Here is a 13,439-nt window from a genome sequence, read left to right on the forward strand (position 1 = left end):
CGTCGTCCGCCCGCAGGGCGTCGCAGGCCGGACGGGACTTTCGCAGCACGCCCCGAGCGGGCCGCTCTTCCTTCTGTTCCTACCAGCGCACCGGCAGCCCGCGCACCCCGCGGATCAGCAGTCCTGGCAGCCACTCGTAGGGGCCCGCCGCCGGGTCGAGCGCCAGGTCCGGGCAGCGCTCCAGCAGCGTACGGATGGCGATCCTGCCCTCCAGCCGGGCCAGCGGCGCGCCCAGGCAGAAGTGGATGCCGTGGCCGAAGGCGAGATGGCCGGGGCCGCGGCCCGGGGTGGCGGAGCGGTGGATGTCGAAGCTGTCCGGATCCGGGAAGCGGGACCGGTCGCGGTCGGCCGAGGCCAGAGAGATCAGGACCATCTCGCGGGCCGGTATCACCGTGTCGCCGTAGGTGACCGGCTCGCTGGTGAACCGTGCGGTACTGGTCTCCACCGGCCCCTCGAACCGCAGTGTCTCCTCGATCGCGCCGTCGAGCAGACCGAAGTCGGCCCGCAGAGCGGCCAGTTGACCGGGGTTGCCGAGCAGCGTCCGGACCGCGTTCGCGATCAGGTTGACGGTCGTCTCATGACCGGCGATCAGCAGGACATAGGCCCAGGCGCGCAGCTCGGCCGCGGAGAGCCGGTCACCGTCCTCCGCGCTGGTGCGCAGCAGGGTGGAGAGCAGATCGTCGCCGGGCGCCGAGACACGCTTGTCCTCGATGAGCGCGTCGAGATACGCGCAGAGCTCGATGGTGTTGTCGCGCGCGCCGGTGGCCGTGGTCGGCGCGACGATCTCGTTCGTCCAGGCCCGGAAGGTGTCACGGTCCGCGTGCGGCACACCGAGCAGTTCGCAGATGACGGTGATGGGCAGCGGGAAGGCCAGCGCGTCGACCAGATCGCCCTGTCCGGCCGGGACCATGGCGTCCAGCAGGTCATCGGTGATCTGCTGGACGCGCGGGCGCAGCTTCTCCACTCTGCGCGGGGTGAACTCGGGGGCGACCAGCTTGCGCAGCCGCGTGTGGTCCGGCGGGTCGAGGGTCAGGACGTGCGGGCCCATGATCGCCTCGTCGGTCGACTCGTACCCCATGACGGAGAGCGACTTCGACAGCCGCGCGTCGGCGAGGGCGAGGCGCCCCTCCTCGTATCCGACGACCAGCCAGAAGCGATTGCCGTCCGGGGTCCGGATCTCGTGGACGGGGCCGGTCTCGCGCATCTTCTCGTAGTACGGATAGGGATTCGCGTTGAAGTCCGGTCCGTAATCTGCCAGTTCGATAGCCGCCATCGGATCAGCGTACGTCGCCGCCGCGGCCACCGTCCTCCCCCATGGCCGGATCCGCATCATGTACCAACAGGGCGATCTGGACACGGTTGTTGAGGCCGAGTTTGGCCAGGATGCGGGAGACATGGGCCTTGACGGTGGGGACGCTCATATAGAGCCCGGCGGCGATCTCGGCGTTCGACTGGCCGCGGCCCACGGCGAGCGCGACCTCCCGCTCGCGCTCGGCGAGGGAGTCGAGCCGGTCCGCCGCCGCGGCGTCCCTCCGGGCGCCGGCGGGCGCGCCCGCCACATGGGTCATGAGCTGGCGGGTGACCGCGGGCGAGAGCACCGGGTCCCCGGCCGCCACCCGCCGTACCGCGGTGACGATCTCGGCGGGCGGGGTGTCCTTGAGAACGAATCCGGCCGCCCCGGCGCGCAGCGCCCGCAGTACCTGTTCGTCCGCGTGGAAGGTGGTCAGCACGAGCACCTCCGGGGCGTCCTGGCGGCGGCGCAGCGTCTCCGTGGCCGTCAGACCGTCCACCGCGGGCATCCGGATGTCCATCAGCACCACATCGGGCACGGTCCGCTCGATCAGCGCCGGGACCTCGGCGCCGTCGGCGGCCTCCCCGACGATCTCGATGTCGTCGGCGCCGCCGAGCATGAACGTCAGTCCCGCGCGGACAAGGGGGTCGTCGTCGACGATGATCAGCCGGATACTCATGAGGCCCACGGTAGCCAAGCGCGAACGGCGAACCCGCCGTCGCCGGTGGCTCCGTGCTCGAACCGGCCGCCGGCCAGCAGCGCGCGCTCGGTCAGCCCGATCAGCCCCTGGCCGGAACCCGGCACCCGCGGGACCTCGCCCCGCGGCGCGGCGTTGCGCACTTCGACGGTGAGACCGTCCCCCGGCCCGCCGCTCACCTCGACGGTGGCCTCGGTGCCGGGCGCGTGCTTGCGGGCGTTGGTCAGGCCCTCCTGGGCGATGCGATAGGCGGTACGGCCCGTGGCGGCGGGCACCTCGGCCGGATCGTCGACCCGGGTGTCCAGCGTCACCTTCATCCCGGCCTCCCGCGACTCGGCGACCAGCGCGTCCAGGGTGGCCAGCGTGGGCTGCGGCCGGTGGCCCTCGTCTCCGGGCGCCCTCAGCACTCCGATGATCATGCGCAGGTCCTGGAGTGCGTCGTGCGCGCTGTCCCGGATCACCCCGGCCGCCCTGGCGACCTCGGGCGCCGGTGCGTCCGGCCGGAACTCCAGCGCGCCCGCGTGGACGCTGAGCAGCGTCAGCCGGTGCGCGAGCACATCGTGCATCTCCCGCGCGATGGCCTCGCGCGCGAGCCGCTGCGCCTGCTCGGCCCGCAGCTCGGCCTCGGCCTCCGCCCGCGTCGCCCGCTCGCGCAGCGCGACGACCAGCTGACGCCTGGCCCGTACGAGCATGCCCCAGCCGGTGACCATCAGGACCAGTACGACGGTCGCGATGAGCGAGGTCACCAGTGACGTCCCCGGATCGGGCCGGATCCACGCCTGGAGGCACCCGGCCACCAGGGACAGCCCGCCGACGGCCGCGACGGTGCGGAACGGCCGGTGCACGGCCACGCAGAAGAGCGCCACGAGAGCGGCCCCGCCGGTGACCGGCGCGACCACGTTGACCACGGCGAGCACGACCGCGAGCACCACGGGCCAGCGCCGCCGCGTCCACAGCGCGCAGCAGGCCAGCACGCCCACGATCATGTCGGCGAAGACGATGTTCTCGGAATTGCCGGCCTTCTCGCTGGCCTCCAGGGCGAGCAGGCCGATGGTGGCGGCGAGGAGGAACATCAGGGTGTCGATGATCCAGTCCCGCACGGTCCGCCGCGGTCGGGCACGGCCACGGTCGCCGGGCAGCTCGGGGCCTCGTGGGTCGATCATCTCCGAGGGGAGCAGCCAGGGGTAGTCCGTGCGTGTCATATCGACAATTTACGCAGGTGGGGCGGGGCCGACCGCGTCGGCGAGGTCGGAAGCTACCAAAGTCGGCCGAGAGCCGACGATGGTTTCGTCGGGTGCGCCTTCCGGCGGGGGGTGTGGGCAGGGGTGCGTCGCGACCCGGCCGTGCGCGAGGCGGCGGCACCCTCCCGGACCCGGCCCCGCCACGACGGCCGCACCCCCGCCGGAGGCGCACCGCACCGCAACCCGCCGCGCCCCGACTACCCCCCGCCCAGCTCCCCGTGCCGCGCCGCCAGCCTCGCCGCTCCCCCCTCTGTCAGCCCCCCGAACACCCGCAGTCGCGACACCCCGCCGTCCGGGAAGATGTCGAGCCTGACCTCCGTCGCCACCACCGCCGCCCCCAGTGCGAACCGGTGGCTCGTGTCCGGTTGCAGCCTCGTCCGGGGCAGCGTCTCCGTCCACTCCCCCGTCTCCCCGTCCCGTACCGACAGCGTCGCCCACCCCGCCGCGTTGCCCTTCAGGTACGCCGTGTCGATCTCGACCGCGCGGATCTCGGCCTGGGCCACCAGCCGGTAGTGGATCCAGTCGTTCCCCTTGTCCCGGCGGCGCCGGGTCTCCCAGCCGTCGTCCATCTTGTGGGAGCGGCCCGGCTGGATGGTGTTCGTGGCGGGCGAGTAGAAGCGGTCGGAGGCGTCCTCCACCCCGCCGCCGTTCTCCAGCGCGACGAGGTCGAACGTACCGAGGACGGCGAGCCACGCGGGGTCGGGCGCGACCTCGCCGTGGACGCGGAGCCGGGCGATGCCGCCGTCGGGGTGCTGGTTCAGCCGCAGATGCGTGAAGCGCTGTTCCACATCGACCGCGAAGCCGTTCGCGGCGTGGCCGCCGATGGCCGTACGGGGCACCAGTTCCGTCCACTTCACGCCGTCGCCGAGCAGGTCCTCGGGCGATGGGGAGCCGGGCAGCGAGGTGGCCTCCACCGAGACCGCCTGTGGGTAGTTGCCGCGGAAGTGGGCGGTGTCGACGACGATTCCCCGGATCACCCCCGGCGCGCCGAGCCGGACCAGGGCCCAGTCGTGGTCCGCGTCGGCCGGGTGCGGCGACCCGGCGCCGGAGCCTCGGCGGCGGCGGGTCTCCCAGCCGTCCATGATCTTGCCCTTGTGGCCGAAGCGCTCCGGGTCGAACTCCGCCGCTCCGGGCTTCAGCAGGTTCTCGCGTTCGGCGAAGAACTCGTCGTTGGCGGCGATGACACCGGCCCCCAGCCTGCGGTCGGCGAGATCGGCGAGGTGGGCGAAGGGAAACTCGGTGGTGCGGTAGTCGGCGTACGGATCGCCGCCGCCGTACGGGCGGGCGTCACCGGTGAACAGGGCTTCGGGCACGGTCAGTTGGTCCTTTCGAGCAGATGGCCGGTGGGTTCCGTGAGCACGCCGTCATGGATGATCCGGGTGCCGCGCAGCCAGGTGGATCTGATGACGCCGTACAGCGTCCTGCCCGCGTACGCCGTCACCTGATTGCGGTGGTGGAGGCGGGCCGGGTCGACGGTGAAGGTCTCGTCGGGCGCGAGGACCGCGAAGTCGGCGTCGCGGCCCGTCTCGATGGCGCCCTTGCGGGTCAGTCCGGCGAGCGCGGCGGGGGCCGTCGACATCCAGCGGACGACGTCCTCCAGCGGCCGCCCGCGGCGGCGGGCCTCGGTCCATATCGCCGGCAGGCCCAGCTGGAGGGAGGAGATACCGCCCCAGGCGGTCGCGAAGTCGGGGGTCTTGAGCTCGGTGGTGCAGGGCGAGTGGTCGGAGACGACGCAGTCGATGGTGCCGTCGGCGAGGCCCTGCCAGAGCGCGTCCTGGTTCGCGGCCTCGCGGATCGGCGGGCAGCACTTGAACTCCGTTGCCCCGTCCGGGACTTCCTCGGCGGTGAGGGTCAGGAAGTGCGGACAGGACTCGACGGTGATCCGGACGCCGTCCCGCTTGGCCTCGGCGATCAGCGGCAGCGCGTCGGACGACGACAGATGCAGTACGTGGACCCTGGCGTCGAGCCGCCGGGCCTGCGCGATCAGGCTCGTGATCGCGGCGTTCTCGGCGTCGCGCGGCCGGGACGCCAGGAAATCGGCGTAGGCGGGGCCGCCCGGCGGGGGCGCGGCCGCCAGCTCGCGCGGGTCCTCGGCGTGCACGATCAGCAGTCCGCCGAAGCCGGTGATCTCGGCGAGCGAGCGGCCGAGCTGTTCCTGGTCCAGCGCGGGGAATTCGTCGACCCCGGACGGCGACAGGAAGCTCTTGAAGCCGAAGACCCCGGCGTCGTGGAGCGGGCGCAGGTCCTTGACGTTGTCCGGGACGGCGCCGCCCCAGAAGCCGACGTCGATATGGGCCTTCGTCCGGGCGACCTCGCGTTTGGTGCGCAGATGGGCGGCCGTGGTGGTGGGCGGCAGGGAGTTCAGCGGCATGTCGAGGAGTGTGGTGATCCCGCCGGCCGCCGCCGCGCGGGTGGCGGTCCAGAAGCCTTCCCACGCGGTGCGTCCGGGGTCGTTCACATGGACGTGTGTGTCGACGAGGCCGGGGAGCACGACATCGCCGCCGACGTCCTCCAGCCGGGCGCCGGGCGGCACCTCCGCGTCGTACGGCAGTACGCCCGCGATCCTGCCGTCGGCGACGGCGATCGAGGCCGCCCGCGTCCCCTCCGGCGTGATGACGCGCGTCGAGCGCAGTACCAGGCTCACATCGGACACCGGTGCCCCTCACTGAGCGAGATTCAACAACCTGTTGAAGGAGTCTTCACTCCCGATCCTGACCAGTCAAGACGGGACCGGGCCTGAATGTTTCCGTGAAGTGAAAACTTGATTTCGCAATATAGAATGGACGGATCGCCCACAATTGACCGCGGACGCCGGACAGAAGCGTCCTGACCGGCGGAGACGCTCCACCATCGATCAAGTACCCGGCCGCACGGCCCGGTAGGCTGCTTGCCTGCACCGCTCGCCCTGAAAGGACCGTTGTCGTGCCGTCGTCCAGTGCCAGCACCACCGACGCCACCAAATCCGCCCCCGCCGGCGGCGTCCAGTCCCTTGAGCGCGCCTTCGACCTGCTCGAACGAATGGCGGACGCGGGCGGCGAGGTCGGGCTCAGCGAACTCTCGGCGAGCAGCGGGCTGCCCCTGCCGACCATCCACCGGCTGATGCGCACGCTGGTGGCCTGCGGCTATGTGCGCCAGCAGACCAACCGCCGGTACGCGCTCGGCCCCCGGCTGATCCGGCTCGGCGAATCCGCGTCGCGCCTGCTCGGCACGTGGGCGAGGCCGTATCTGGCCCGGCTGGTCGAGGAGACCGGCGAGACGGCGAACATGGCGCTGCTCGACGGCGACGAGATCGTGTATGTCGCCCAGGTCCCCTCGAAGCACTCGATGCGGATGTTCACCGAGGTCGGCCGGCGGGTACTGCCGCACTCCACGGGCGTGGGCAAGGCGCTGCTCGCGCACATCCCGCCGGAGGAGGTCCGCGCCCTGCTGTCCCGTACGGGGATGCCCGCCGCCACCGAGAAGACGATCACGACACCCGACGGCTTCCTGGACGCCCTGGAGCTGGTGCGCCGGGCGGGGTACGCGGTCGACGACAACGAGCAGGAGATCGGTGTCCGCTGCCTGGCGGTTCCGGTGCCCAACTCCCCCACGGCCGCGGCCATCTCCATCTCGGGTCCGGCGGGCCGGGTGACGGAGGAGGCCACGGAACGGATCGTTCCGGTGCTCCAGGAGGTCGCGCGGGATCTCTCCGAGGCCCTGGCGAACACGGCGCAGGCCCAGTCACACGCCTAGAGCGTGTCTTCGACGGAGTGCCGTCCGCCCGGAGGGCGGGCTCGGCGACGCCCGGCACGCGCGCTCGCCGCGTCCTCGGAGTCGTCCGTGAACGTCCGGTACGCAGAGGGTCCTCCGCCGCCGAGCGTGCTCACTCCACGGGTTTGAGTTCCTGTTCGGCCCAGACGATCTTGCCCTCGGCGCTGTAGCGGGTGCCTCGTTTCCAGGAGAGCCGCGCGACGATGAAGAGGCCCCGGCCACCCTCGTCGGTCGCACGGGCATGGCGCATGCGCGGGGCGGTGTCGCTGGCGTCGGAGACCTCGCAGACAAGCACGCGGTGCCGGATCAGACGGAGGGTGACGGGCGCGACACCATGGCGAAGGGCGTTGGTGACCAGTTCGCTGACGATGAGTTCGGTGGTGGCCGCGAGATTCTCCAGTCCCCATTCGGTCAGCTGAGCGGTGACCAACGCGCGGGCCCGACCGACGACGACCGGATCGTCCGCCAGCTCCCAGGAGGCGACCTGCGTCGGGCTGAGAGAGCGGGTCCGGGCGAGGAGCAGCGTGGCGTCGTCGAACGGTGCCTGGGCCGGCAAGGTGTCGATCACGGCCGAGCAGAGCTGTTCCAGGGGGCGGTCCGGCCGCGCCGCCAGGGCAGTGCCCAGTCGCAGCAGCCCCGCGTCGATGTCCTGGTCGCGGGTCTCGACCAGTCCGTCGGTATAGAAGGCGAGTACGGAGCCCTCGGGAAGTTCCAGCTCCGCGGCTTCGAAGGAGGCCAGCCCGACGCCGAGCGGCAGGCCGGACGGCAGGTCGGGGAAGGTGACCTGGCCTTGTGGCCCGATGATCGCGGGCGGCGGGTGCCCCGCTCGTGCCATCGTGCAGTGCCGCGTCACCGGGTCGTAGACGGCGTAGAGGCAGGTGGCCCCCACCGCCACGGTCGTGTGGTCCTCGCAGTCGGTGCCCTCCTCGGCGAGGCGGTCGATCGTGTCGTCGAGATGGGCCAACAGCTCGTCGGGGGGCAGGTCCAGGTTCGCGAGCGTATGCACGGCCGTGCGGAGCCTGCCCATGGTCGCCGCGGCGTTGATGCCGTGCCCGACGACGTCACCCACGACAAGCGCGACCCGGGCGCCGGACAGGGGGATCACATCGAACCAGTCACCTCCCACACCGTCCTCCGTGTCCGCCGGAAGGTAGCGGGAAGCCACCTCGACGGCGTCCCCGCCGGTGATGCGGCGCGGGAGCAGGTTGCGTTGCAGTGCGAACGCCGCGGCACGCTCGCGGACGTACCGGCGGGCGTTGTCCAGTGACAGCGCGGCGCGAGAGACGAGTTCCTCGGCGAAGAGCAGATCATCCGCTTCGAAGGGCGCCGGGTCCTCCATGCGGACGAAGACCGCCACCCCCAGTACCGCCCCGCGCGCGTGGATCGGCACGACCATCAGGGAGTGCATCCCGTAGTCGTGGATCTTCTCCGACCGCCCCGGATCCTGACCGAGCCACGTACTGCCGACGTCCAGCACCGGTTCCAGGTGGGATCTGCCCGAGGTCAGGACCTCGGTGAAGGGCGAGGACGCGGGGACGAAGACCTGCTCCCCCCGTGGCCAGAGGGACTCCGGGGCGCCCTCGTGGATCGATGCGACCCCGGCTCGGCGGAAGGCCGGTATACGTCCGTTCGTCGCGCCGAGCCGGGCCAGGGAGTCCTCGCCCAGCGGTACCGCCTCCGCCAGGTCGACGGTGACGTACTCCGCGATGCGCGGCACGGCGAAGTCGGCGAGTTCCTGCCCGGTCCGCATCACGTCCAACGTGCTGCCGATCCGTGTGCCGGCCTCGCTGAGGACGGACAGGCGCTCCCGTGCTCGCTGTCTGTCCGTCACATCCACGCTCATGACGCACACACCCAGGACATGGCCCTGAGCGTCATCGAGGCGGAAGAAGGAGGTCGAGAACGAATTCTCCCGGCGTGGCACCGCTCTGTCGGGCGCGCCCGGCAGACACACCCGGTATTCGAGGTCGACTGTCGGGATGCCGCTCTCCAGGACCTGCCGCATCACCGACTCGACCTTCTGGGCCTCGCTTCCCGGCAGTACCTCCGTCAGCCGCCGCCCGAGCCGTACTTCACGGGGGAGGCCGTCCTGGAGTGCCAGGGCGTCGTTCACCCAGGTACAGCGCAGTTCCGGATCGCGGACGGCGATGCCGATCGGCGCACTGGACAGAAGCGACTCGACCCCCGTCCCGTTCACCGGCCACGAGGAGATCCCGGTCATGTCGGCCACGGAGACGAGCCAGTGGGTCCCCGCGCCCTGCCCCGACAGCGGGCAGGCCCGGAGGGTCACGTCCAGAGGGCTGCCGTCGCGGTGGCGGAGCCCGGCGCCCCCGGGCCGGCCGCACTCGGCGCGGTCCCGCTCCGCGCGTGACCATGCCGTGGAGACACCGTCAAGGGTCGGCAGCACCTCCGTGGCGGCGCGGCCGACCGCGTCCGCGGCCGGGAAACCGACGAGTCGCTCAGCGGCCTGGGTCCACCCGACCACGGTCCCTTCCGCGTCGACGACCGCTATGGGCGCGCCGATCGTCCGTCCTGTCCCGCCTCCGGCGTTCGGCGGCATGTCCCTAGGCGTGACCATCGCGGCCATCCCTCCTGTCGGGTGCGTACCGGACGACAGGAGGACCCGTGTCGGCGATGCGATCGAGCCAATCCGCCAGCAGCGCGCGCTCGGAACGCGTCAGCACGGTGGTGCCGCGGTCGCGCAACGCCTCGCGCAGGGCCACGGCCCGCCCCGCGAGGTCCGTCGCCGCCTCCTGCTCGCACTCGCCCGCGGTCGTGATCGTTCGCAGTACGTGTTCGCGGGCGACCGCCGGAAGTCCGAGATCGCGCTCGGAGGGCGGGGTCGCGATCAGTGACAGCACGACACCGAGACCACTGGCGTGCATGAGCCGGGTCGCACGCTCCACGCTCATGCGGAGCCGGCCGGCGACCGCCACCCGGGTCAGGTTCCGGCGCAGGATCGCGTGGGTCTCCGACCCCTCGGGGATGTCCCCTCGGTAACGCCCTTCGCCGTACATGAGTACGTAGAAGCCCGGCCGCGAAAGGCCGAAATCCACATGCAGGTCCCACGAGCGGCGCAGATCGGCGAGGGGGTCGTCGGTCTCCTCCAGGGCCCGCTTCTCGATGAGGTACTGGCGGAACCCGTAGGCCGCGAGCGCGTCGAGCAGTCCCTCCTTGTCACCGAACAGCCGGTACAGCGTCGGTGGCTGAACCCCGGCCGCGGCGCTCACCGCCCGGGTGGATACAGCCGCGCGGCCCTCGCTCGTCAGGAGGTCCGCCGCGGCGCCCAGCACCCGTTCCCGGGTGCGCGCGGTCCGCTTCTGCATACACCTAATTTACAGGTGATATCACCATTTCGAACTCATTGATATGATTTTTACGAGAGTCCGACATCGCCATCATCGCCCCGGCGAGAAGCACGGGCTCCGTGAGAAGCACGGGCTCCGTCAGCGCCTGCGGGGCGCGTCCCCGAAGAGATCGACCGCGGCCCGTACGCCCATCAGCGCCTGCCCCAGCGCGCTGACCGAACCGATCGAGCCCACGATCAGCAGCAGCGAACGGCGCATACGGGATGCCTCGGGGGCGCCGCTCGCCACCATCGCGGCAAGGGCCGCCAACTCGTCCTCCGCGATGGCACGGTCCCTGAACTCGGCCTGATATCCGGCCAGTTCACGTCTGAGCCGGGACACCGCGGCCCGCAGCTCCGCGACCCTCGGGTCCTCGCCCTTCTCTGCCACCGGCGTCTGCCCCACGCTCCGTAACAAAGCTCTCCCCCTCGCACCTCGCCCGCACACGCCGTTGTGCCGGGCCCGTTCCTGTACCGCCGCACACCAAAGGCCGACTCCTCGGACGGTGGTCAAGCGCCAAGGTTCGCGGGCAAGTTAACGCCATTACGCGCGGTACGCGCCACTCCACAGAGCGAAGTACGACGGATTGAGGTACGCAGTACTCATGCCAGGCACAGCGAAGGACACGAGCCCGCCCTCTCCCCCGGTGGCCGGGCTGCTGCTCGCCGCCGGCGGCGGGCGCAGGCTGGGGGGACGGCCCAAGGCGCTGCTGACGCATCGGGGGCGGCCGTTGGTCGAGCACGGCGCGCGCGCCCTGCGCGAGGGCGGATGCGGACCGGTGCATGTGGTGCTGGGGGCGGCGGCGCGCGAGGTACGGAGCCGGGCCGAGCTGCCGGGATGCGTACTGGTCGACAATCCGCGGTGGGCCGAGGGCATGGGGTCCTCGCTGCGCGCGGGGCTCGCCTCGCTGGTGGGCACGGACGCGGAGGCGGTGGTGGTGCTGCTGGTGGACCAGCCGGGGATCGGTGCGGCGGCGGTGGCCCGGGTGGTGGGCGCGTACCGCACCCCGGATTCGCTCGTGGCGGCCTCGTACGACGGGAAGCGCGGCCATCCCGTGCTGTTCGGCGCCCGCCGGTGGGCGGAGATCGCGGCGGACGCGGAGGGTGATCGCGGTGCCCGCGCGTATCTGCGGGCACACGAGAACGAGATCGCGCGCGTGGAGTGCGGGGATGTCGCGCGGGCGTACGACATCGACACGGAGGAAGATCTGTCGCACCTGGAGTGAGGGCCCTGGCACGCGGAGCCACGGTCTGTCGACCCGGAGAATCTCGATATCAACAAACCATTGAACTTCCACCATGAGGAAACTATTATCCACAGGTCAGAAGCGCCCTATCCGCCGAACGGCGCCCGCGACCGTCCCCCCACGCCTCGGCACTCCGTGCCGTTCTGGGCCGAACGGCGGTCCCAGGCACCGCCCGTGAAGGAGTGACAGCTCATGTCCGCACCAGCGCCCTCCCCGCTGGCCGTCGTCGATGCCGAACCACTGCCCCGGCAGGACGAGGTGCTCACCGAAGCGGCCCTCACCTTCGTGGCGGAGCTGCACCGGCGGTTCACCCCGCGCCGTGACGAGCTGCTGGCCCGCCGCGCCGAGCGCCGGGCCGAGATCGCCCGTACCTCCAGCCTGGACTTCCTGCCGGAGACCGCGGCGATCCGCGAGGACGACAGCTGGCGGGTCGCGCCCTCGCCGGCCGCGCTGGACGACCGCCGGGTGGAGATCACGGGTCCGACCGACCGGAAGATGACCATCAACGCGCTCAACTCCGGTGCGCGCGTCTGGCTCGCCGACTTCGAGGACGCCTCCGCCCCCACCTGGGAGAATGTGATCCTCGGCCAGCTCAATCTGAGCGACGCGTACCAGCGCCGTATCGACTTCACCGACCCGCGCTCCGGCAAGTCGTACGCCCTCAAGGACGCCGATCAGCTCGCGACCGTCGTGATGCGCCCGCGCGGCTGGCATCTGGCGGAGCGTCATCTCCAGCTGAACGGCGAGCAGGTGCCGGGCGCGCTGGTCGACTTCGGGCTGTACTTCTTCCACAACGCCAAGCGCCTGATCGAGCTGGGCAAGGGCCCGTACTTCTATCTGCCGAAGACGGAATCGTATCTGGAGGCCCGCCTCTGGAACGATGTCTTCGTCTTCGCCCAGGACTACGTGGGCATTCCGCGGGGGACCGTCCGCGCGACCGTGCTGATCGAGACGATCACCGCCGCGTACGAGATGGAGGAGATCCTCTACGAGCTGCGCGACCACGCCTCCGGGCTGAACGCGGGCCGCTGGGACTATCTCTTCTCGATCGTCAAGAACTTCCGGGACGGCGGCGCCAAGTTCGTGCTGCCGGACCGCAACGCGGTGACGATGACGGCCCCGTTCATGCGCGCGTACACCGAACTGCTCGTCCGTACCTGCCACAAGCGCGGCGCCCACGCGATCGGCGGCATGGCGGCCTTCATCCCGTCCCGGCACGACGCCGAGGTCAACAAGGTCGCCTTCGAGAAGGTCAAGGCCGACAAGGACCGCGAGGCGCACGACGGCTTCGACGGGTCCTGGGTCGCCCACCCCGATCTGGTCCCGATCGCCCTGGCCTCCTTCGACGCGGTCCTCGGCGACCGCCCGAACCAGAAGGACCGGCTGCGCGAGGACGTCTCCGTCGCCGCGGGCGATCTGATCGCCGTCGACTCGCTCGACGCGCGGCCCACGTACGAGGGCCTGCGCAACGCCGTCCAGGTCGGCATCCGTTACATCGAGGCGTGGCTGCGGGGCATGGGCGCCGTCGCGATCTTCAACCTGATGGAGGACGCGGCGACCGCCGAGATCTCCCGTTCGCAGATCTGGCAGTGGATCAACGCGGGCGTCGAGTTCGACCACGACGGCCGTACCGTACGCGCCACCCCGGAACTGACCCGCACCCTCGCCGCCGACGAACTCGCCGCGATCCGCGCCGAGATCGGCGAGGAGGCCTTCGCGGCCGGCCGCTGGCAGCAGGCCCACGATCTGCTGCTGACGGTCGCGCTCGACGACGACTACGCGGACTTCCTCACGCTCCCGGCGTACGAGCAACTGCGCGGCTGACGCCTCCCGGTGTACGGACCGCCCCCGGTGTCCCGCACGGCGC

At 71.3% G+C, this 13,439-nt stretch carries 11 protein-coding genes; 3 read left to right on the forward strand and 8 right to left on the reverse strand.

All coding sequences use genetic code 11. The features are described from left to right. Positions 1 to 79: 79 nt before the first annotated feature. The 5 genes from ACIOGX_RS16050 to allB all read right to left on the reverse strand — a co-directional run bounded on the left by ACIOGX_RS16050 (position 80) and on the right by allB (position 5,882). Complete coding sequence (locus ACIOGX_RS16050) at positions 80 to 1,273, reverse strand: cytochrome P450 (protein WP_356510257.1); 1,194 nt, start codon at positions 1,271 to 1,273, stop codon at positions 80 to 82. 4 nt (positions 1,274 to 1,277) lie between these two features. After that, entirely contained in the window at positions 1,278 to 1,970 is a 693-nt protein-coding gene (locus tag ACIOGX_RS16055) for a response regulator transcription factor (RefSeq protein ID WP_356510259.1), read from the reverse strand. After that, on the reverse strand, positions 1,967 to 3,190 hold the full coding sequence (locus ACIOGX_RS16060; RefSeq protein WP_356510261.1) for a histidine kinase: 1,224 nt from the start codon (positions 3,188 to 3,190) through the stop codon (positions 1,967 to 1,969). The genes ACIOGX_RS16055 and ACIOGX_RS16060 overlap by 4 nt, the downstream gene beginning before the upstream one ends. A gap of 236 nt (positions 3,191 to 3,426) precedes the next feature. Continuing rightward, a complete protein-coding gene (gene alc, locus ACIOGX_RS16065) occupies positions 3,427 to 4,542 on the reverse strand; it encodes an allantoicase (protein ID WP_401913675.1) in 1,116 nt (371 codons plus the stop codon). 2 nt (positions 4,543 to 4,544) lie between these two features. Beyond that, complete coding sequence (allB, locus tag ACIOGX_RS16070; protein ID WP_356510263.1) at positions 4,545 to 5,882, reverse strand: allantoinase AllB; 1,338 nt, start codon at positions 5,880 to 5,882, stop codon at positions 4,545 to 4,547. A 269-nt stretch (positions 5,883 to 6,151) separates the two neighbouring features. Here allB and ACIOGX_RS16075 point away from each other — a divergent pair, with 269 nt between their 5' ends. Beyond that, on the forward strand, positions 6,152 to 6,961 hold the full coding sequence (locus ACIOGX_RS16075; protein ID WP_356510265.1) for an IclR family transcriptional regulator: 810 nt from the start codon (positions 6,152 to 6,154) through the stop codon (positions 6,959 to 6,961). Between the two features lie 130 nt (positions 6,962 to 7,091). Here ACIOGX_RS16075 and ACIOGX_RS16080 read toward each other — a convergent pair whose 3' ends face one another. From ACIOGX_RS16080 to ACIOGX_RS16090, 3 genes are all read right to left on the reverse strand, one after another. Next, complete coding sequence (locus ACIOGX_RS16080; RefSeq protein ID WP_401913680.1) at positions 7,092 to 9,557, reverse strand: SpoIIE family protein phosphatase; 2,466 nt, start codon at positions 9,555 to 9,557, stop codon at positions 7,092 to 7,094. Further along, positions 9,544 to 10,305, reverse strand: coding sequence for a TetR/AcrR family transcriptional regulator (locus ACIOGX_RS16085; RefSeq protein WP_401913683.1), 762 nt, complete (start codon positions 10,303 to 10,305; stop codon positions 9,544 to 9,546). Before ACIOGX_RS16085 ends, ACIOGX_RS16080 begins: the two co-directional genes overlap by 14 nt. Positions 10,306 to 10,425: 120 nt before the next feature. After that, positions 10,426 to 10,743 (reverse strand): DUF5955 family protein, encoded by a 318-nt coding sequence (locus ACIOGX_RS16090; protein WP_356510270.1) that lies wholly within the window; start codon positions 10,741 to 10,743, stop codon positions 10,426 to 10,428. A gap of 187 nt (positions 10,744 to 10,930) precedes the next feature. On the opposite strand from ACIOGX_RS16090, the gene ACIOGX_RS16095 reads away from it, so the two are divergent. After that, positions 10,931 to 11,551 (forward strand): NTP transferase domain-containing protein, encoded by a 621-nt coding sequence (locus ACIOGX_RS16095; RefSeq protein ID WP_401913686.1) that lies wholly within the window; start codon positions 10,931 to 10,933, stop codon positions 11,549 to 11,551. A 213-nt stretch (positions 11,552 to 11,764) separates the two neighbouring features. Beyond that, complete coding sequence (gene aceB / locus ACIOGX_RS16100; protein WP_356510274.1) at positions 11,765 to 13,396, forward strand: malate synthase A; 1,632 nt, start codon at positions 11,765 to 11,767, stop codon at positions 13,394 to 13,396. The last annotated feature ends 43 nt before the right edge of the window (positions 13,397 to 13,439 follow it).

Origin of the sequence: Streptomyces sp. NPDC088147, from assembly GCF_044741565.1 — a bacterium.
Taxonomy (GTDB): Bacteria; Actinomycetota; Actinomycetes; order Streptomycetales; family Streptomycetaceae; genus Streptomyces.